We start from the raw sequence: 19,012 nt of genomic DNA, 5'->3' as shown, positions 1-19,012 counted from the left end.
GGATTCCTAAGCCTTTTTCCCGGCGCTTCGATAGGAGATGAGCTTGTCCCAGAGAATGCCGCGATAACCGAAGCGGTGCATCACCGCCATCTTCTCCTGGCCGTCGGAGGGGGGGAAGATGCGGTCGCGGCGCCCCTGGAAGGAGGCGAGGATGCGGGCGTTCATCGCCTCGGGATCGAGCCCCGGGGAGAAATAATAGGTCGGCATGAGGAGCGGCGCCGAGGCTTCGAGCACCCCCTCGCGCACCGCCTGGGCATGGAGGTCGGTGCCGGGGAGGATGCGGATGCCGGAGAAGGCGAAGACCACCGCATGCTCTAGCCGGGCGATGTTGGCCAGCCCCTCGTCCACCGTCTCCAACGTTTCGCCGGGGCCGCCGAACATGATGAAATGGGAGCAGGGGAGTTCCTCGGCGACGCAGGCCTCGTTGACGGCGAGGACGTCGGCAAAGGTGAACCCCTTGTTCAGGGCGCGCAGGGTGGTGTCGCTGGCGGCGTCGGTCCCGAGTTCCACGGCGTAGAGCCCCGAGGCCTTGAGGAGGGAGAGCTCGGAGCGCCCCAGCCCCTGAGGGCGGAAAAAGCCGCACCAGCGGACTTTCGTCCCGCGCCGGATCAGCTCCTCGGCCACCAGCAGGTAGTGACCGGCGGCGTCGTTGAAGACCGAATCGGTGAAGAAAAAACTCTCCGCGCCATGATCGCGCTGGATGCGCTCGATGTCGTCCACCACCGCTTTCGGCTCCCGGACCCGGAAGAGATTCCCCTCCAGGGCCGGATAGGTGCAGTAGCTGCAGTTGTGGGGGCAGCCGCGCTTGGTCTGCAAATTGACCATGCCGCTCTCCCCGACATAGAAATCGATGAGCTCCTGGTCATAGAGAGGGGAGACCATCTCCTCCCCGGAAAGCGGCGCCGCGTTTCCCGAAACGATCCGCGGAGGCTCCTCCCCCCGGCCGAGCGCTTCGATCAGGTCGCAGACCGCTTTTTCCCCCTCGCCGGCGACACCGTAGTCGGCGCCGATATAGGAAAGGATCTCTCCGGGCATGATGGAGAAGGCCGGGCCGCCGACGATGAGCGGGGCCTCTGTCACTTCCCGGATGAGCGCCACCTGCGCCCGGGCCAGGCCGAGGTACCAGGATCGCTCCGAAGCGAAGGAGTCGACGTTGTCGATGTTGCGCAGGGAGAGGCAGACGAAATCGGGGGCAAAGGCCCGCAGCGCCTCGCGCAGCTTCTCCTCCGAGCGCCCGGAGGCGAGATAGTCGAACTGCCGCACCTGGTGCCCCGCCCCCTGGAGGGCGGAGGCGACGACCGCCATCCCCAGGGGATAGACCGGATAGGGCTCGGTGGTGACGTTGCAGGAGAGGAGGAAAATCCGGCTCATGCCTGCCCCTTCTGCTTGTCGAAGGTGCGGCGCGTTTTCGGATTGTAACGCCGGTAGGTGCCGTCATCCATCTCCCTGCGGATGACGTTTTTAAAGAGCTCGCCCATCTTGAGCTGATGGCCGCCGCCGGCGTAGAAAGTGTCCCAGGCGTAGTGATACATCTCCTGAAGTTTCTCCGGAGTCATTTTTTTCGGCTGGAAAACGACCTTGCCGGCGGTGTAGTCGATCCAGTTGTTGCTCAGGATGCGCCCCTCCTTCTCCATCTGACCCCGGATCGGGGAATGGGGGAAGGGGGTGAGGATGGTGAATTCGGCCACATCCAGCTCCACCTCGAGGAGAAAGTCGACGAGACGCTTGATGTCGTCCTCGTCCTGATCGTCGGTGCCGAGAATGATCGTCCCTTCGACGCCGATGCCGTGGTCCTTGAGGCGCCTGATCCGGTTGCGGATCACGTCGGAGGTGTCGAAGACGGCCTGGTAGACGTACCAGGCGCCGGCGTCGGCGGCAAGGCGGAGGATTTCCGGGTCGTCGAGGATCGGGTGCGACACCCACTTCTTCTTGAGGGGAATCATCGCCGTAAAGAGGTCCTTGAGCCACTCCCGGTCCTGGGCGAGGGAGTTGTCGACGATAAAGAGGCGGTTGTTACGGATCGCCTCCATCTCCTCGATGACCTGGTCGACGGGGCGGGGACGGAATTTCTTGCCGCCGAGAAAGCCGGTGCAGCAGGGGAAGCAGTCGAACTTGCACCCCCGGGAGGCGTGCACCAGGTCGAGCATCTGCACCCCCCGGTAGTTGTAGAGCTCGCGGTTGAGGATTTCCCGGCGCGCCGTGCCGACCAGCTCAATGGCCGGCGGATTGTTCATGAAGTCGTAGACCTTCTTCAGCTTTCCCTTGCGGAAATCGTCGAAGAGGGCCTCGAGGCGCCCCTCGACCTCGCCGAGGAAGACGGAATCGGCATGCTGCATGACCTCCTCGGCGTGGAGCATGGTGGCGATGCCGCCGAAGATGACCGTGCGCCCCCGGGCCTTGAATTCCCGGGCCACCTCGAAGGCGCGCGGCAACTGGCAGGTGAGCATGGTGGAAATAGCCACCAGGTCGGCCGGGTCGTCGAAATCGATCGCCTCGAGGTTCTCGTCGGTGAAGGCGACCTCGATCCCCGCCGGGACGGCGGCGGCAAAGACGACGGGTCCGTGGGGGGGGAGGTGGAATTCGGTCTGCCGGTCGAGTTTCGGCCAGCGGGGGTAGACAAGTTTCAGTTTCATGGGGGCATTCTCCCGAAAAAGCGAAGGGTTAGCTGTTGATAGCGCTCATTTTTCCACCGGAAACCGGCGCCAGGAAGGCCCGGGCCACTTCGGTCCAGTCCCGGACCGGGACGCCGTCGATCTCCAGGTTTCCCCGGCCATCGAGGCCGAGGAGGGGGGAGGACCCCTTCTCACCCGGCAAGGAGAACTTCGACAGGACGAGGAAGAGGGCTCCGGGTGCCACCGGCGCCATGCCGGTCGTCTCAAGGGGAAAGGGGAGATCGCAGACGCCGGCGACAAGGACGTCGCACTCCCCCCAAAAAAGACTCTCGAGGGCCATGACCAGCGAGGTCAGGCGGCTCGCCCCAGTCTCGTTGACGACGAACCCCGGGCCGGTCAGGCCGAAGCGAATGGCGGCTTCGCCGAGAACGCAGTTGGCCAGGGTGTAGGCAAAGAGGTTGGGACTGGCCAGGGCGCCGCCGTCGCCAAGGACGGTATCGAAATAGGCGATGTCCGTCGTCAGGCAGCCGTAGGCGGAGGCGGCGATGAGACCGAAATTGCGCTTTTCCTGCCACTGGTCGAGTCCCGCATCCCCCAGGGCCAGGGCGATGGCCGAGAGACCGAGGCGGGAGAATTCGTCGAGGCGCCCGAAGCGCGGAAAGGGATCGGCGAAAAAATCCTTGCGGGCGATCTCCGGCAGGGTCCCGGCCGTCATGGCGAAATCGTCGGCGCCCCTCCCCTGGCCGAAGCCGGCGGCGGTAATCCAGCCGATCCCGGAAATCCTTGCCTTCATTCCTCGCCTCCTCTCCCGAGCAGAAGGGCGGCGTTGACCCCGCCGAACCCCGAGTTGGTGGTCAGCAGCACGTCTCCGGCAAAGGAGACGGCTTGACGACTCACGATCTCCTCCGCTCCCGCCTCGGGGGTCCGGAAACCGGCCGTCGGCGGAACGGTGCCGGCGGAAAGGGCCTTGAGCCCGAGGGCGACCTCGATCCCTCCGGCTGCGCCGAGGGTGTGGCCGATGGCGCCTTTGACCGAGTGGATCGGCTGCCTGCGGTCGCCGAAGACGGTGGCAAAGGCCGTCAGCTCCATGAGATCGTTGTAGACGGTGCCGGTGCCGTGGGCGCTGATGGCGGAGACGGCTCCAGGGGAGAGTTCCGCTTTGGCCAGGGCCTGCCGGACGGCGAGAACCAGACCGCAGCCGTCCCGGGCCGGGGCGGTGATGTGGGTGGCGTCGTTGGCCACCCCCCAGCCGAGAACCCGCCCGAGGGGGAGACGCCCGCAGCGCCGCGCCGCCCCGGGGCTCATCAGCACCAGGGCCGCAGCCCCCTCGCCGAGGGTCAGCCCGGTCCGCTCCCGATCGAAGGGGCGGCTCGTCTCCGGGGAGAGGGCCCGCAGCGCCGAAAAGCCGGAGAAGACGAATTCGCTCACCAGATCGAGACAGCAGACCAGAACCGATTCGGCCAAGCCCGAGGCGATGAGGGCGGCGCCCCGGGCCAGGGCGATGGTCGACGAGGCGCAGGCGGCGTTGATGTTCACCCCGCCGTCCCTGAGGCCGAACCGGCCGGCTACGGCAGCCAGGGTCGTCTCCGGGAGGAGGGGCGCAAGCAAGACCTCCTCTCCCCGGCGCTGCCGCTCCAGCACGTCGATCCCCCCCTTGGTGGTGGCCAGAAGGAGGCGGCTCTCCGGCGGCAGGTCGGGGAACCCTTCAAAGAGACGCTCGAGAAGGGGCGCCAGGAGCGTCTCCTGGCCGCCCCGGGAAAGTCCCGGAACGCAGGAGGCAAGCCGGCTCTGGTAGGCGCTGGTATCGAAGCGGGTCACAGAAGCGATGGCCGACTCCCCCTTCAAAAGGCGCCGCCAGGTCTCGTCCAGGCTGTCCCCCAGGCCGGTGACGGCGGCGGCGGAAGTCACCAGAACCGGAATCATGGCAGGTCTCCCCGGCGCCAGGAGGCGCAGAATTCCCGGTAGAAGGGGGGGAGAAGGAGGAGGAGGTTGTGCTCCAGATCCATCAGCATCTGCACCGTGTACCCGGTGGTCGTCACCTCGCCCGCCTCGTTGCGGAGGATGAATTCGAAGTTGAGCCGGGCGGCCTCGGACCAGTGAAGAATCCCCTCGATGGAAAAGGGCTCGCCGAAACGGAGGGGACGGTGATAGTCGAGGTGCATCTTCTTGATCGGCGCCAGGACACCCTGGCGGTAAAAATCCATGTAGCCGATGCCGTAACGCTCCCCGAGGGCGACCCGGCCGTCCTCGAGATAGCTCGGGTAGCGGCCGTGCCAGACGATCCCGAGGGGATCGACCTCCTCAAAGCGCACCACCCGGGGCACCCGCGTGGCAAGCGGCGCGGGGTCGCCGGGCTGGCCGGAAAAATAGGGTTTGTTCACGGCGTCTCTCCCGCGGCGGCCAGGCGGAGAACGAAAGAGGCGGCCAGGGCTCCCTGCACCTTCAGCTTCCCCTCCACCACCGGCTCCAATCCCCCCGAGCGCTCCCGACAGGAGACTTCGATCTCCTCCTCCGGCTGCAGCTGAAGGAGAAATTTGGCGTTTTCCACCCCGAGGAGGGTAGTGGAGCGCCCTCCGTCCATTTCGAAGAGAGCCTGGACCGTCCGTATCTGCACCACCGCCGGGACGATGGGAGCGCCGGGGAAGTGACCGGCAAAACCGGGGAAATCCGCGGGAAAGGAGTAGCGGCCGAGCAGCTCTCCCCCTTCCTGGCGCCGCGGTGCTGCGAGTGCAGCGGCATCAATGGCCCTTTTAATTCCCATCTTCGCTTCCTTTCACGCTTTCGAGCCAAAGGGTCAGCCGGTAGCCGGCCTTCTCGTCATCGAGAACGATCCCGGCGGGGTAGGTCAGGCCATTGTCGCATCGGTACTCGAAAAAACGCAACCGCCACCCCTCCTTTTCCCCCGCCGCACGTGTCTCCAGCCATTCGGGGCCGCGGCCGCCGAAGACGAAGGTGAGGTTTCGCCCGGCCTCCCGGCGCACCAGGCGGGCCTCTTGGGGATCGATTTCCAGGGCATCCTTTGGATCAGGGCGCGGCGTCAGGAAAATGCGCCGCACCGAAGCCGCCACCGCCCCGGCAAATCCGGGATATTTGGCCAGTTCGGGGAGGAGGAAGTGTTCCCTGACCCCCTTTTCCCCCACCTCCAGGTCGAAAAATTTCACCCCCAGATCGTTCATCCCCACCAGGCGCGCCGTGGCGGCGGCATTGTCGAGAACCATGAAACCGACCAGCGGCACCTTGCGCCCGCGGAACTCGAAGAGGCCCGATTGACGCATCCGCAGCGTCTGGGGGACGGCGGTCCAGGTCCGGGCGGCGAGCTCGGCAGCACTGATGTCCGCGGGGATCGGAACCGGTTCCGTCACCGCAAAGGGGAGGCGCGCGCAGCCGGTAACCAGCAGAAAGGCCGCCAGAAGGAGGGTGCCGAGGAGTCTCTTCATCGCCACTCCCTGCGGTAGAGCGCCGGGATCACCAGCAGGGCCGCCGGGATGGCGGCACCGATCCCGAGGAGGACGGTGACGCCGATGGAATGCAGGGCCGGATGGCGGGCCAGCACCAGGGCTCCGAAGCCGGCCAGGGTCGTCAGCCCCGAGACGAGGACCGCCCGGTCCACGGAGCGGTCCATCCCCTGGGTGAGCTTGCAGACCATGAAGATGCCGTAGTCGACGGAGAGGCCGATGACGAGGACCGTGGCGACGACATTGAAGAGGGTAAAATCGAGGCCCAGGGCCGCCATGGCGCCGAACATCGCAGCCAGTCCGGTGCCGACGGGGACAAGGGCCAGAAGGACCTTCCCCGGATGGCGAAAGAGCCAGACGAGAAGCAGGGTCACCGCCAGGGAGGCCAGGAGTATGAAGCGGAAAAAATCGCGGCCGATGGCCTTTCCGACCTCTTCTCGAAAGCGGGTCTGGCTGACGAGCCGCCAGTCGCTTTCGCCGGCCTCGCCGAGGAGGGAAGCCACCTCGGCGGTGTCGGGGACCAGGCTGAGGATGCGCACCATCTGCTCGTCCCGCAGCACCAGGGCACCGGCCAGCTCGCCGAGGCCGGCGGCACCGAGAGCCTCGAGGGTCACCGGGGGCGGGCTCTCCCTGAGCCGCTGCAGAAAGGGGGCAAAGGCATCCGGGGCAAAGCCGAGGACCGCGGCCTTCTCCTGCAGCCGGGCAATCACATTCTTCCCCCCCTCCCCTTGCCAGAAGGCCATCCACCGCGACCGGTTCTCGTCCTGCGTCGCCTCGGAAGGGAGGAGAGGAGCCAGACTGACGATCTCTCCGGGGGGCAAGGCCGAGGAGAGACGGACGAAGAGGCGGTCGTTGGCCGCCAGGGCTGACTGCAGATCTTCCCCTTCGGCAAAGATGAGGGCCTTGCCGCGAAAATCCCCCCAGGTCTCCTTGAGCTGCGCCTCGGCGGCGGCAAGCTCGGGCGGAACCAAGCTCAGGGTGCGCAGATCGCCGTTGAAGCGAAGTCCGCTCCCCTGCCACAGGGAGAGCAGCAGGAGTGCGCCCCAGCAAAAAAGAATCAGACGCCCCCTTTTCCCCCCGGGCGAAGCGGGCTCGGCGAGCCTCTCCTCCCCGGCGACGGCCGAGGGAACCAGATGCGGCAGGACGACCAGGGAAAGGAGGAGGGAGACCGTCAGGCCGACGATGGCAAAGACCGCCAGTTGCCGCTGGCCGGGGAGATCGGAGAAGAGGAGGACGGCAAAGGCGGCCACCGTCGTCAAACCGCCGAAGACCACCGGTCGCGCCACCTCGCCGACAACCTGGTCAGGCGCGCCGCCGCCGTGACGCAGGGAAAAATAGACATGCAGGGCATAGTCGACGGAGATGCCGAGGAGGACCGCTCCGAAGCCGATGGTCACCGCCGAAACCGAGGGGTAGACGAGGGAGACCGCCACCGCCGCCAGACAGAGAACCGAAAAGGGGACGGCAAAGACGAAGACTGCCCGCCAGTGCCGGAGGTAGATGAAAAAGAGGGCGATGAGCGCCAGGGTGGAGGCGCTGAGGATGACGACGAGGTCCTTCTTGATCGCCCCGGCGTTGGCCAGGGTGTAGCGATGACCGCTGACGAGGGTGGCGCTGATGGACGGCGGCAGGCTCCTGGCGGCGGTCTCGAACTCGGCGAGGAGCGCCCCGGCGCCCTCCGAATCGGTGATCGACACCGGCGTCTCGACGATGAGGAGGGAATGCAGGCCGTCGGCGCTGAGAAAATGACCGTTGTCCAGGCGCACCCTGGGGATGAGATTCCCGTGGCGCAGCTTGTTCAGGCCGAGGCGGTAGAAGGCGAAGGGATCGCTTCGGATCATCCCCTTGAGCGCCCACCCCTCCGGCGAGAGGAGCTGCCGGTAACTCTCGGCAAGGCGCTCGTCGACGCCGCTTTCATCGAGAGCGGAGGTGAGCGTCTCCAGTTCCTTTTCGGTGAGGAGGCTCGGCAGCGCTTCGCTGAGCCACGGCAGGAGATTCTGCCCGCCGAGGGGACCGGGGCCGGTCACCACCCGGGAGAAGAGGGGGGGAGAAAGGGCGGCGGCGAGACGGTCCGCCGACTCCGTCAGCACCCCCCTCCCCGATTCGTCAAGGGCTTCGAGGTCGATGACGATCTTGCGCAGCAGGGGGGCGCGCTGCAGGAGTTGAAAGTCGATGGCGGTCGAAGAGCCGTCGTCGGGGAGCATCGCGGCGATGTCCTCCTCCATGTGCACCCCCTGAAAGGCCAGGACACTGGCCAAAAGCAACAGGAGCGTCGCCGCAAAGAGGATGCGGCGGCGGCCGGAGAAAAACCGGTAAATTGATGCGAAAATCCCCTTGACGTCCATCATCACCTAGAAGAGATCCTTGGCCAGGGTCGTGTTGACCCGCGTATTCTCGAAGCGGATGCGGGTGAAATCCCCGTCCTTCTCGTGAATCTCCACCCCCTGGACGTGCCGGCCGTCGGTGGAAAAGACGATCTGCAGGTAGTCGATAAACCCGGCGGCACCCGTGGTCGGCTCGAGACGCAGCCTGACGGGCGCCTCGTCGAGGAGGACGATGCGGTACTCCCGGCGCAGCGCCGGGAAATCGGCCCGGGTCCAGGCGAGGAGCTGTCCGGCGACGATCTTCATCACCGGGTCGCTGTTGAGATCGAAGGTTTCGGACTCGCCGGTGCGGCTGTGCCAGCGGCGGCCGCTTTCCCCGTTGAGGACGAAGCCGCTCTGCACCGGAGTCAGAAGCTCCCAGCGCAGCCGGTCCTCCCGGGCGTAGTAAAAACGCCCCCGGGAGAGGAGCACCTCCTGAAAAACAGCCAGGTGTTTTTCCTGAACGAAATCGCTCTCCAGGGTCCGGACGCCGGAGGCCAGACCCTCGATCCGCACCAGCACCGGGTCGAGGGGATCAGGGGGCTTTTCTGCCCCGGCCGGCGTCCCGAGGGCGAAAAGAAGGATGAGGCTTGCAACCGTCAGTCGTTTCATTTCTTTTCCTCTCCCATCGGTCCGGCCGGCGGCACCCAGAGCTTGAGGTTGGCCGCGGCCAGGACCTCCCCTCCCCTTCGGACCTCCCCCTCGGCGATGGCAAAGCCTTCGATGGCTGCCAGGGTCCGGATCGCGACCTCCAGACGATCGCCGACCCTGGCCTTCCCGAAAAGCTGCGCACGGCGGATGCCGACGAGAAACCCCTGGCCCACCGCGCCCCCCTGCTGCAGATCGGCAAATCCCTTTACCGCCGCGTAGGCCTGGGCGAGAATCTCCACCAGGGCGACATCCTCGAGAAAACCCGAATCATCGAGAAAGAGATGGTCTCCTCCCACCGCCGCCTCGACGGTCCCCTCTCCGTCGGCAAAGCTCAGGAGACGGTCGATAAGGCGCATGGGGAGGCGATGGGGAATCAGCGCCTCGGCCGGCATCGGCAGGGCAAATTCAGCAGCCATGGTGACTCCAGGGGTTGGAGGACGGCCCATCGTCCAGGAGCCTGTCGGACGATAGGGGCGGAAGGAAAGACGCCTAGCGACAGTAAACGTCGAGATCGTCGAGGATCGCGGTGGAAAAGAGGAGTCGGCGGAATTTCACCAGATCCTCGTGAAAGATGCGGCCGTTGTCGTAGACGGCAAACTCCCGGAGCAGGATGTCGTAGATGCGCCCGATCCCCGTCCCCAATCCAGGGGCGTTGCGGAAGGAGAGGGCCTGGAGATCGGCCAATACTTCCAGCGTCAGGACGTGCTTGGCGTTGCTCACCGAGCGGAAGGCCTTGCGGGCGGCCACCGTCCCCATGCTCACCACGTCCTGGTTGGAGGCGTTGCAGGAGATGGTGTGGACGCTCATCGGCCCGGCGAGCTGGCGATTTTCGGCGGTGGTGGAGGTGGCCAGATACTGGGACCCCATGAAACCCATGGTCAGGCCGAGGGTTCCGGGGATGAGGAACTCGGGCAATCCCTCGTTGAGGTGCTTGTCGAGAAACTTGTTGGTGCGCCGCTCCGAGAGGTTGCACAGGGTGGACATGGCGATGCACAGGGCGTCCATGGCGAAGCTGATGCTCTGCCCGTGAAAGTTGCCGCCGTGAATGATCTTTTTCTTTTCCGGAATGATGATGGGGTTGTCGTTGGAGGAGTTGGCCTCGATTTCCACGGTGCGCGTCGCCGCTTCGATCGTCTCGGCCACCGGCGCCAGGACCTGGGGGGTGCAGCGCACCGAATAGACGTCCTGCACGTTGATGCTCGTCTCGAAGACCGGACCGTCCTTGTGCTCCAGGCGGATGCGTTCGTGCATGTCCGCCCGCAGGGTGATGTTTTTCGAACCGGTGTAGAGGCTGCGGATCGTTTCGGCGATGGAGACCTGCCCGGGATGGGGCTTGACCCGATGGAGGTCCTCGTCGAAGGCGTCGTCGATGCCGCCGAAGATCTCCAGAGCAAAGGCGCCGGTGACGCAGCTGGCGCGCAGGAGCTTTTTGGCGCCAAAGAGGGCGAAGGCGGCCAGGGCCGTCATGGCGCTGGTGCCGTTCATCAGGGCGATCCCCTCCTTGAAGGAGAGGCGCATGGGAGTCATGCCGAGGGAGGAAAGAACCTCCGATGCCGGCCGCAGCTCCCCCTGGTAATAGACCCTCCCTTCGCCGATGATCGCCAGCGACATGTGCGCCAGGTGAATGAGGTCGCCGGAGGCGCCGACGCTGCCGCACTCGGGGATGAAAGGAGCCACCCCGCCATTGATCATCTCCTTCATGAACTCGAGGAGTTCGAGGCGCACCCCGCTGTATCCCTTCACCAGGGTATTGAGGCGCACCACCAGCACCGCCAGGGCGATGTAGGGCTTGAGGGGGTCGCCGAGGCCGGCGGCGTGGCTGCGGATCAGGTTGACCTGCAGGGTTTCGATCTCCCCGTCCTCGATGATCTTGTTGCACATCGGCCCGAAGGAGGTGTTGACGCCGTAGATGATGCGCCGGGCCCTCACCTCCTCTTCGAGAAACTGCCGGCTGGCCCGGCAGCGATCGAGGGCGGCCGGGTCGAGGGCCACCACCTTGTCGCCGACCCCGATGGCGACGATATCTTCGATGGTCAAATCATTTCCGTTGAGAACGACAGTCGGACGCTCAGCCATGATAATCAGGAATCCTTTTCTGTTGAATAATTCGCACCGTCCTGTTTTCGGTCGTCAGAAAGGCCGGATCGGCGGTAATCGAAAAAAGTGACGGGTTTGCGTTTTTCCCCCTGGAGGGTGCGGCGGACGATCTCTTCGGGCGTGGTGAGGACGACCTCGGGTTTCACCCGGATGCGGGCGCCGATCCGTTCGGCGACCGTCTCGGCGCTCAGACCCGCCTCCCGGCTCCCCACCACCACGCGGATGCGGTCGGAGAGCTCGAAGTCGTCATAGACCTCGATGAAATACCCCTGAATGACCGCCCATTCCTGAAGGACGGCAAAAATAGCCGGCGGATAGACGGTGGTTCCCCGGATTTTGAGCATCTGCGCCTTACGCCCGAGAACCGGCCCCAGCCGGGGGGTGAGGGAGCCGCAGGGGCAGGGGTCGGTATGCAGTGTGGCGATGTCTCCCGTACGATAGCGCAGAAGGGGCATCCCTGTCACCTGCAGCGGCGTGGCGACGACCTCCCCCGGCTCCCCGGACGCCGAGGGACGTCCCAGCTCATCGACCGTTTCAACAAGGACCAGCTCGGGAGGGACATGACCGCCGCGCCCTTCGGCGCAGTCGGTAAAGGCCGTCGCCATTTCGGTGCTGGCATAGGTGCCGTAGATCTGCGCACCCCAGAGTTCCACCAGCCTTTGCCCGAGCACCGACAGGGAGAGGTCCGCCGAACGCACCGGCTCGCCGATGCAGATCAGCTTCCCCACCCCGAGGAGGGCCGGATCGCACCCTTCCTCCCGGAGGCGAAGGCCGAGGGCGGCCAGGAGGGAGGGAACCCCGACGATGGCCGTCGGCCTGTAGCGGCGAACCAGCTCGCCGAGGTGGGGCACGCTGCTCGAGCCGCCGCGGATCACCATCGCCCCGATCCGGGTCAAACCGAGAAAGTAGGCGAGTCCGGCCATGAAACAGCGATCGATGGCGGCGGCGATGAGCACCCGGTCATCGGCCTCGAGACCGGCGCGGCGGAAGGAGAGCTCTTCGTTGCAGGCGACCCGGTCCAGATCCTGGCGGGTCTGCAGCATGGCCACAGGTTTGCCGGTGGTCCCCGAGGTCAGGCACAGATCGACGATCTCTCTCCGGGAGGTGCAGAGCAGCTCCTCGTTGTACTCCTCGAGATCGGCCTTGGTCGTAAAGGGGAGCTCCCCCAGGTCCGACACTCCGGCGATGGCCGACGGATCGATGCCGGCGCCGGCCAGGAGGCGCCGGTAAAAGGGGGAATGCCCGGCGATGTAAGCGAGGTGCCGGCGCAGCAACTCGTCCTGATGCTTACGGAGAAGATCGCCCGCAGTCCTTTCCTGAGACAAGGCCCGCCGAACGTCAAACATGGCAACCCCTCCTCATGCCCCTTCCCCCCGTCGCATCTCCTTCAGATTGGCGGCAATCAAGGCCTTGACCTCCTTGCGCAACCGCGCATGGCCGTCGGGGCCGGGAAAATCCGCGGGATCGACGGGATCGAGGACGCGCAGGGTCACCGCCGCCGGACGCAGCCAGAACCGGCCGGGTGGGAGGAGGGTCTCGGTGCCGGTGATGCACAGGGGGACCACCGGCCGCCCCGTTTCCACGGCGAGGCGAAAGGCGCCGCTGTAGAAGTGCTGCAACTCCCCGTCCCGGCTGCGGTGCCCTTCGGGGAAGAAGAGGACCGAGCCCCCTCTGGCAAAAATCCCCTCGGCGCGGCTGGTGATCTCCTGCCACTCCCCGCTCTCCACATTGAGGTATTCGGCCAGGCGCATGAAGTAGGCGTACCAGATCATCCGGAAGGGCCAGGCCCGAACCGCAAAGGCGATGTCGAAAACGGGGAGCAGGGCCATGCAGTAGGTATCGAAGAAGGAGAGATGGTTGATGACCAGAATGCATGGGCCGGGCCTCTCCCGGGACAACCCCTGGCGGGAAAAGCGCACGAAGGGGGAGATGATGGCAATCCACCCCCGGCCGTAGAGCCAGATGAAATGGCGCATGATTTTTCCGGTGCTCCACCCCGTAAACACCTTCCAGACCCCAAGGCCCGGGAGAAAAAAGAAGATGCCAAAAAGGGTCCAGAGCGCCACCAGAGGATAGACGGTCAGATTCATGGCGATAGCGGTCAACCGGGCGAGCGGTTTCGGCTTTACGACCTTGCTGTCGGCATCGAAGGCTGTCACCGGGGGTGCTTACGCCCTCTCGTCCATCTGGCGCTTCTTGTTGATGACGAAGCGGTGAATGTCGTCGAGGGTGCGAATTTCGCGGATGGTCTCCTCCTCGCGGATCTTGAAACCGAAGGCCCCCTCGAGGACGATGACCATGTCCACCGTGTCGAGACTGTCGAGGCCGAGATCTCCGTAAAGGGTGGTTTCCGGGGTCATCTCGCCCAGATCGAGTTCGAACTCTTCGGCCAGGGATGAATTGATCCGTTCGATGATTTCCTGATCAGTCATGGGGGTAACTCCTTAATACGATCGATGAATTGACGCCGCCGAGGGCGAAATTGTTTTTGATGATCACCTTGACGCTCCCGCTCTCCGCCTGGCGCAGGTAGTTGAGGGGGGTGCAGGCCGGATCGACATTTTCCAGGTTCAGGGTCGGGACGAGGACGTTGCGGCCCATCATCCCGACGCAGGCCAGAAGCTCGATGGACCCGCTGGCGGCCATGGTATGCCCCAGATGCCCCTTGAGGCTGCTCACCGGGACGCGGTCGCCGAAGATCCTGAAGATCGCCTCGCTCTCCGCCACATCCCCCTGCTCGGTGGCGGTGGCATGGGCATTGACGTAATCGACCTCGTCGGCGCCGATTCCGGCGTCGGCGAGGGCCAGCTGCATGCAGCGCTCCATCGCCCCGGCGTCGGGGTTGGCGATGCTGCTCGGATCGGAGAGGGTGGCAAAACCGATGACCTCGGCCAGGATCGGCGCTCGGCGCGCCAGGGCCGCATCGAGGGACTCGAGGAGGAGGATGCCGGCCCCTTCGGCGCAGACCACGCCGTCACGCTCCCGGTCGAAGGGACGGGGGGTGCGGGTCGGGGAGTCGTTGAAGTGCACCGAGGCCGCGTTCATGACGTCGAAAGTCGCCGCCGTCAGGGGATGAAATTCGTCCGTTCCGCCGCAGAGCATCTGCTCCTGACGCCCCATGGCGATCATCTCGTAGGCGTAGCCGACGGCGTGACTGCCGGTGGAGCAGGCGGCCGATGGGGCGAGAATGCGCCCTGTGACGCCGAGGGCCTGGGCGACGTTGGCGGCGCAGGAGTGATTCATGATCTGGAAGAAGAAGGTCGTCTTCATCCGCTCCAGGCTGTGGTCGATGAAAAAGTCGCGGAAAAACTCCTCCGTCGTCGCCGTACTCCCGACGGTGGAGCCGACGGAGACCCCCAGCAGGCCGCTGCCGCACTCCTCATGGGAGAGGCCCGCCTGGGCCAGGGCATCATAGCAGGCCAGGGTGGCGTAAACGGACATGGGGGACATGGAGCGACGAAACTTGCGGGGGATTTCCTTCGGGTCGATGGACGGCACCAGGGCCGCCACCCGGCTGCGAAGACCGCCGATCCGCTCGAGGTCGGGGATGTTTCTGACCGCGCTTCGTCCCGCCAGGAGGGCGTCCATCAGGGTATCGCTCCCCCGGCCGAAGGGGGAGACGGACCCCGTCCCCGTAATCACCACACGTTTTAACGACATTGCTTCAATTCCTTTCGCAACCGCTCGTGGCCGAGAATGTTCCCGCAGGCCAGATACCCGGAGAGGACGGCTCCGAGAATGCCCGGCGCCACAACCCCCTGCCCGGCGAGCCAGACTCCCGGAATGCGCGTCGGCGGCTGGGGGTTGAACTGTCCGGCTTTGTGCTTGACGCCATAGAGACCGCCGCGGGGGGCCTGGGTGAAATGGCGCATCGTCAGGGGGGTGGCACCCTCCCGGGCCAGGCATTCCCCGCGCAGCTCGGGAAGCTCTTTTTCGAGGCGTCTCCAGAGCCGGTCCATGACCTCTTCCTTGTATCGCCGGTAGCTCTCCGGTCGGGCGCCGCTCTTCGAATCCGCCCACTCCTCCACCTCCCGGAAGCTGGCGGGACAGATGGCGATCAGGCCGCCGCGCCCCGAATCGCCGGGCGCCGGGGAAGCGGCGGCGACATAGAGGGAGCGGTCGTCGAGATCCCCTTCCGTGAGCACCGGCGGCCAGACGCCCTTGCCGCCGAAAAAGAGATTGCTCTTGTTCAGGCGCGCGACCGGCTTTTCGGTGACGGCGTAAAGGATGAAGGCCGAGGCGGTCTCTTCCAGATTCGCCAGCCGCTTACGGTAGGCGGGGCGCAGGGACGTATCGGCGGCCATTTCCAGAAACAGGTGCGGATGAACGGTGGAGACGCAGCCGCTGCAGGAGAGGACGTCTCCCCCTTCAAGGCGGATTCCGGCAAGGGTGCCGGACGGGGAAAGGAGGATCTTCTCCGCTCCCCGCCCGAGAAAGAGTTTCACACCCAGGGCGCCGAGGCGCTTTTCAAAGGCGTTGGCCAGACTCAATCCCCCCCCCTGCAGTCCGTGCACCGACCGATAATAGGTGCCGACCACGGAGGCATGCTGGGCAAAGGAGACCTCGTCCGGGCTTACGCCGTAGAGAAGAAAATGGAGCGACAGGAGCCTCTTCAGGGGGGCGGAGGGGGTCAGCTCATCGAGCACTTCGCGCAGCGTTTCGGACTGAACCTGGCCGAAGGACGAAAAACTCTCCCAGTCGGCATCGAGGTTGAGATAGGGAAAGGCGTCGCAGACCTTGCGGACCCGGCGCAGATATTCGGCGATCGCCGGGGCCTCGCCGGGGAAGGCGGCGCAGAGCGCCTCCCCCAGCCGCTGGTCCCCGACAGGGAAACAAAACCCGCTCCCCCCTTCCGGGCCGATGAAACAGTCGAAGGCGGACGGGTCGAAGGGATATTTGCAAAGATTTCCGGCGAGCCCCAGATGCCGGAAGGAGAGATCGAGAATCTCTCCGTCCCCCAGACCGCCGGTATAGTGGAAACCCGTATCGAAATAGACCCCCTGGCGGGAAAAGCCGCGCAACAAAGGAGCGAGCTTCGGCGCCTTTTCCACCAGCGCCACCTTGAACCCGGCCTGGGACAAAAGCACCGCCGTGGTCATCCCGGAGACGCCGGCGCCGAGAACCAGGTAGTCGAAATTCATTCGGAAAATCTCAGAACCAGACAGGAGTTGGTCCCTCCGAAGCCTGCCGAATTGCACAGGACATGCTCCGGCGCCCGGGGAATCGCCTCGGTCACGATCCGCAGCCGTGCCGAACTCTCATCCGGGGTGGTGAAGTTGACGTTGGGGGCGATGAATCCCTGCTGCGCCATGATCGTCGAATAAACGACCTGAGAGGCACCGGACATCCAGAGTTCATGGCCGGTCATCGATTTCAGGGAAGAGATCCAGGGGGTGCGACTGCCGAAGACGGCAACGATATTGTCCGCCTCGGCCGCATCTCCGGCCGGAGTCGAGGTGGCATGGGCACAGAGGTAATCGATATCGGCCGGCTTTCTCCCCGCCCCTTCGATCGCCTTGCTCATGGCCCGCTGCAGGCCGTCGACGCTCGGCACGGAAAGGTTGTTGCCGTCGGAGGAGAAGCCGTAGCCGCAGACCTCGCCGAGAATGGCGGCGCCCCGGGCTTTGGCCAGGTCGTAGCGCTCGAGAACCAGGGCGGCCGCACCGCCGCTCGGCACCAGGCCGTCGCGGTCGGCATCGAAGGGACGACTGGCGGCCTGGGGGGCGTCGGTGCGGATGGAGAAGGCATTGAGGGCGTCGAAGCTGCACATCGATTCCCAGTTGATTTCCTGCGCCCCTCCGCAGATGACGCGCTCCTGGCGCCCCATGGCGATGAGGTCGGCGGCCTGACCGACGGCATGCCCGCCGCTGGAGCAGGCGCTGCTGATGGTCCAGCAGGCGCCCCGGGTGTGGAAGAGGGTGTTGAGGTTCATGGTGATGCAGGAGGTCATGGAGCGAAAGACCAGGCCGCTGCCGATCTGCTTCGACTCCCCCTTCTCCCGCATTATATCGACCTGCTCGATGGCGGCGATGCAGCTGGAATCGCAGCCGAAGATCATCCCCGTATTCTCGTTCTGGATCTCCTCATCCTCGAGACGGGACATCGCCAGGGCATCCCGGGCGGCGGCATAGGCCTGGATGGCGAAGTCGGGCATCGTCTTGCGCTGTTTTTTGGAGAGGACGGCCGCCGGGTCAAATCCCCGGATGGCGCCGGTCAAGGGGCTGCGAAAACCGAGACGAACCCGCTCCTCGTCCACGACGATGCCTGAGCGCCCCTGGCGCAGAGCCTCGCCGACGGCGACGGCATCCTGGCCGAGGCAGGAGACGATCCCGATTCCCGTAATTGCGACCCTGTGCATGCATTCCTTTCCGATCTTGAAAAATCCCGATCATGCCTACATGTAGGCGCCGCCGTTGACGGAAAAAACCTGTCCTGTGATATAGGTCGACTTCTCGGAGCAGAGAAAGCTGACCATATCCGCCACTTCCTGGGGTTTCCCCACCCGCCGCAGAGGAATCATCGGCAGGATCTTATCCAGGGGAAGATCCCGGATCATCTCCGTCTCGATGAAGCCGGGAGAAACGGCGTTGACGAGGATATTGCGCCGGGCGACCTCGGCGGCCAGGGAGCGGGTCGCCCCGATGAGCCCCGCCTTGGCCGCGCTGTAGTTCACCTGCCCGGGGACGCCGCTCTCCCCGGAGGTCGAGACGATGTTGACGACCCTCCCGGCGCGCTTCTGGAGCATCTTGCCGACGACCAGCTTGCTCACATGGAAAAAACCGTCGAGATGAACGGAGAGCACATCCTTCCACTCATTTTCCTTCATCCAGACCAGAAGGCCGTCGCGGGCGAATCCGGCGTTGTTGACCAGGGCGAAGGGGACATCCTTCTCCAGGAGCGGCTCCAGGGCCTGGCAGGTTGCCCCTTCGTCGGCGACGTCGAAGGGGAGAAGAAGACATTGGCCGCCGACCCCTTCGATCTCCGCGGCGACCCGACGGGCACCTTCGGTGTCGCTGCGAAAATTGAGCCAGATGTCGAAACCGTTGCGGGCCAAATCGACGGCGATGGCGGCGCCGATCCCCTTGCTCCCCCCGGTGACCAGGGCAATTCTGCGTTTTTCCATCCGTTTCCCATCCCGCAGTGAGGTCTCCCCGAAGACAAAAGTTCTGTCTCCGGGGAGCCTAAAAAAAAGTGACTTTGACTTTAGTTTCTGACGTCCCGGACCTTCCCCTTGTCATCGAAGTCAACGGCCAGGGTGCGGAACCGGTTCGTCCAGTAGACCCAGGTCGTATTTTCCAGGGAAGGGGTCCGGTGGGCGGCGGGATAGCCGAGGGCCGTCATCACGCCGTCCCGGGTCATTCCGACCAGAGCCTTCCCCTCCTTGATCCCCTTCCGGTCGAGAGAAGAAAAGTTCTGCAGAGAAGGGGGTTGGGTGGAGGTGATCAGCCCGATGTATTGATCCACATCCATACCCATACGCGGCTGATGAAACTCGAAATCGACCCGGATCCCCTCGTTCTGGCTCAAAAAGGAGAAACCCTTGCGGGATTTTTTCTCTATCACCACCGGAGAGCCCGCCGGGATGATCATGTGCCCGGCGCCGGGATCGGTGTAATTGGCGTAACTGGCCTGATAGACGTGATTTCCCCTGCGATCGAGCTGATCCTGAAGGTGAATGTTGTACCGGGTAAAAAGGGTCTCGGCGGCGACAATCGACGGCGCCGGGGCCAGGAAAAGACCGAGCAAAACCAGCAGAACCATGAATCGACGGTTTTCAACAATCCTGTTTTTCATTCCCATGACCCTCCCAGCGCTGATTGTTGGACGATAAGGA

At 64.8% G+C, this 19,012-nt stretch carries 19 protein-coding genes; all 19 read right to left on the bottom strand.

The features are described 5' to 3' along the window. Positions 1 to 6: 6 nt before the first annotated feature. Positions 7 to 1,371 (bottom strand): lipid biosynthesis B12-binding/radical SAM protein, encoded by a 1,365-nt coding sequence (locus tag DSOUD_RS06060; protein WP_053550165.1) that lies wholly within the window; start codon positions 1,369 to 1,371, stop codon positions 7 to 9. Further along, positions 1,368 to 2,633, bottom strand: a complete 1,266-nt coding sequence (locus DSOUD_RS06055) for a B12-binding domain-containing radical SAM protein (protein ID WP_053550164.1) — start codon at positions 2,631 to 2,633, stop codon at positions 1,368 to 1,370. Before DSOUD_RS06055 ends, DSOUD_RS06060 begins: the two co-directional genes overlap by 4 nt. A 28-nt stretch (positions 2,634 to 2,661) precedes the next feature. Further along, positions 2,662 to 3,405 carry a beta-ketoacyl synthase N-terminal-like domain-containing protein gene (locus DSOUD_RS06050; RefSeq protein ID WP_053550163.1) on the bottom strand — a complete coding sequence of 248 codons (744 nt, stop codon included), beginning with the start codon at positions 3,403 to 3,405 and terminating at the stop codon, positions 2,662 to 2,664. Beyond that, on the bottom strand, positions 3,402 to 4,535 hold the full coding sequence (locus DSOUD_RS06045; protein WP_053550162.1) for a beta-ketoacyl-[acyl-carrier-protein] synthase family protein: 1,134 nt from the start codon (positions 4,533 to 4,535) through the stop codon (positions 3,402 to 3,404). Before DSOUD_RS06045 ends, DSOUD_RS06050 begins: the two co-directional genes overlap by 4 nt. Next, positions 4,532 to 4,993 carry an acyl-CoA thioesterase gene (locus DSOUD_RS06040; RefSeq protein WP_053550161.1) on the bottom strand — a complete coding sequence of 154 codons (462 nt, stop codon included), beginning with the start codon at positions 4,991 to 4,993 and terminating at the stop codon, positions 4,532 to 4,534. The genes DSOUD_RS06045 and DSOUD_RS06040 overlap by 4 nt, the downstream gene beginning before the upstream one ends. After that, entirely contained in the window at positions 4,990 to 5,373 is a 384-nt protein-coding gene (locus DSOUD_RS06035) for an ApeI family dehydratase (protein WP_053550160.1), read from the bottom strand. Before DSOUD_RS06035 ends, DSOUD_RS06040 begins: the two co-directional genes overlap by 4 nt. Continuing rightward, entirely contained in the window at positions 5,363 to 6,049 is a 687-nt protein-coding gene (locus DSOUD_RS06030) for a DUF3261 domain-containing protein (protein WP_053550159.1), read from the bottom strand. The genes DSOUD_RS06035 and DSOUD_RS06030 overlap by 11 nt, the downstream gene beginning before the upstream one ends. After that, complete coding sequence (locus DSOUD_RS06025) at positions 6,046 to 8,415, bottom strand: MMPL family transporter (protein WP_157671776.1); 2,370 nt, start codon at positions 8,413 to 8,415, stop codon at positions 6,046 to 6,048. Before DSOUD_RS06025 ends, DSOUD_RS06030 begins: the two co-directional genes overlap by 4 nt. A 3-nt stretch (positions 8,416 to 8,418) precedes the next feature. Next, a complete protein-coding gene (locus DSOUD_RS06020; protein ID WP_053550157.1) occupies positions 8,419 to 9,042 on the bottom strand; it encodes a LolA family protein in 624 nt (207 codons plus the stop codon). Further along, positions 9,039 to 9,497 (bottom strand): hotdog family protein, encoded by a 459-nt coding sequence (locus tag DSOUD_RS06015; RefSeq protein ID WP_053550156.1) that lies wholly within the window; start codon positions 9,495 to 9,497, stop codon positions 9,039 to 9,041. Before DSOUD_RS06015 ends, DSOUD_RS06020 begins: the two co-directional genes overlap by 4 nt. A gap of 73 nt (positions 9,498 to 9,570) precedes the next feature. Then, entirely contained in the window at positions 9,571 to 11,157 is a 1,587-nt protein-coding gene (locus DSOUD_RS06010) for an HAL/PAL/TAL family ammonia-lyase (protein ID WP_053550155.1), read from the bottom strand. A gap of 5 nt (positions 11,158 to 11,162) precedes the next feature. Next, positions 11,163 to 12,524, bottom strand: coding sequence for a phenylacetate--CoA ligase family protein (locus DSOUD_RS06005; protein WP_053550154.1), 1,362 nt, complete (start codon positions 12,522 to 12,524; stop codon positions 11,163 to 11,165). Between the two features lie 12 nt (positions 12,525 to 12,536). Then, positions 12,537 to 13,337: a lysophospholipid acyltransferase family protein gene (locus DSOUD_RS06000; protein ID WP_232426508.1), complete on the bottom strand. Its 801-nt coding sequence runs from the start codon at positions 13,335 to 13,337 to the stop codon at positions 12,537 to 12,539. A 9-nt stretch (positions 13,338 to 13,346) separates the two neighbouring features. Further along, positions 13,347 to 13,610, bottom strand: a complete 264-nt coding sequence (locus DSOUD_RS05995) for an acyl carrier protein (protein WP_053550153.1) — start codon at positions 13,608 to 13,610, stop codon at positions 13,347 to 13,349. Then, complete coding sequence (locus tag DSOUD_RS05990; protein ID WP_053550152.1) at positions 13,603 to 14,838, bottom strand: beta-ketoacyl-[acyl-carrier-protein] synthase family protein; 1,236 nt, start codon at positions 14,836 to 14,838, stop codon at positions 13,603 to 13,605. The genes DSOUD_RS05995 and DSOUD_RS05990 overlap by 8 nt, the downstream gene beginning before the upstream one ends. Further along, positions 14,829 to 16,319 carry a phytoene desaturase family protein gene (locus tag DSOUD_RS05985; RefSeq protein ID WP_053550151.1) on the bottom strand — a complete coding sequence of 497 codons (1,491 nt, stop codon included), beginning with the start codon at positions 16,317 to 16,319 and terminating at the stop codon, positions 14,829 to 14,831. Before DSOUD_RS05985 ends, DSOUD_RS05990 begins: the two co-directional genes overlap by 10 nt. After that, the gene (locus tag DSOUD_RS05980; protein WP_053550150.1) at positions 16,316 to 17,536 is read right to left on the bottom strand and encodes a beta-ketoacyl-[acyl-carrier-protein] synthase family protein; all 1,221 of its coding nucleotides are present in this window, start codon (positions 17,534 to 17,536) and stop codon (positions 16,316 to 16,318) included. The genes DSOUD_RS05985 and DSOUD_RS05980 overlap by 4 nt, the downstream gene beginning before the upstream one ends. 36 nt (positions 17,537 to 17,572) lie before the next feature. Then, positions 17,573 to 18,301, bottom strand: a complete 729-nt coding sequence (gene fabG / locus DSOUD_RS05975; protein ID WP_053550149.1) for a 3-oxoacyl-ACP reductase FabG — start codon at positions 18,299 to 18,301, stop codon at positions 17,573 to 17,575. Positions 18,302 to 18,381: 80 nt separating this feature from the next. Further along, complete coding sequence (locus tag DSOUD_RS05970; protein WP_053550148.1) at positions 18,382 to 18,972, bottom strand: hypothetical protein; 591 nt, start codon at positions 18,970 to 18,972, stop codon at positions 18,382 to 18,384. Between the last annotated feature and the right edge of the window lie 40 nt (positions 18,973 to 19,012).

This window comes from Desulfuromonas soudanensis (genome assembly GCF_001278055.1).
Lineage (GTDB): Bacteria > Desulfobacterota > Desulfuromonadia > Desulfuromonadales > WTL > Deferrimonas > Deferrimonas soudanensis.
Note: the sequence above shows the minus strand (reverse complement) of the source record. Positions and strands in the feature narration are given on the sequence as shown.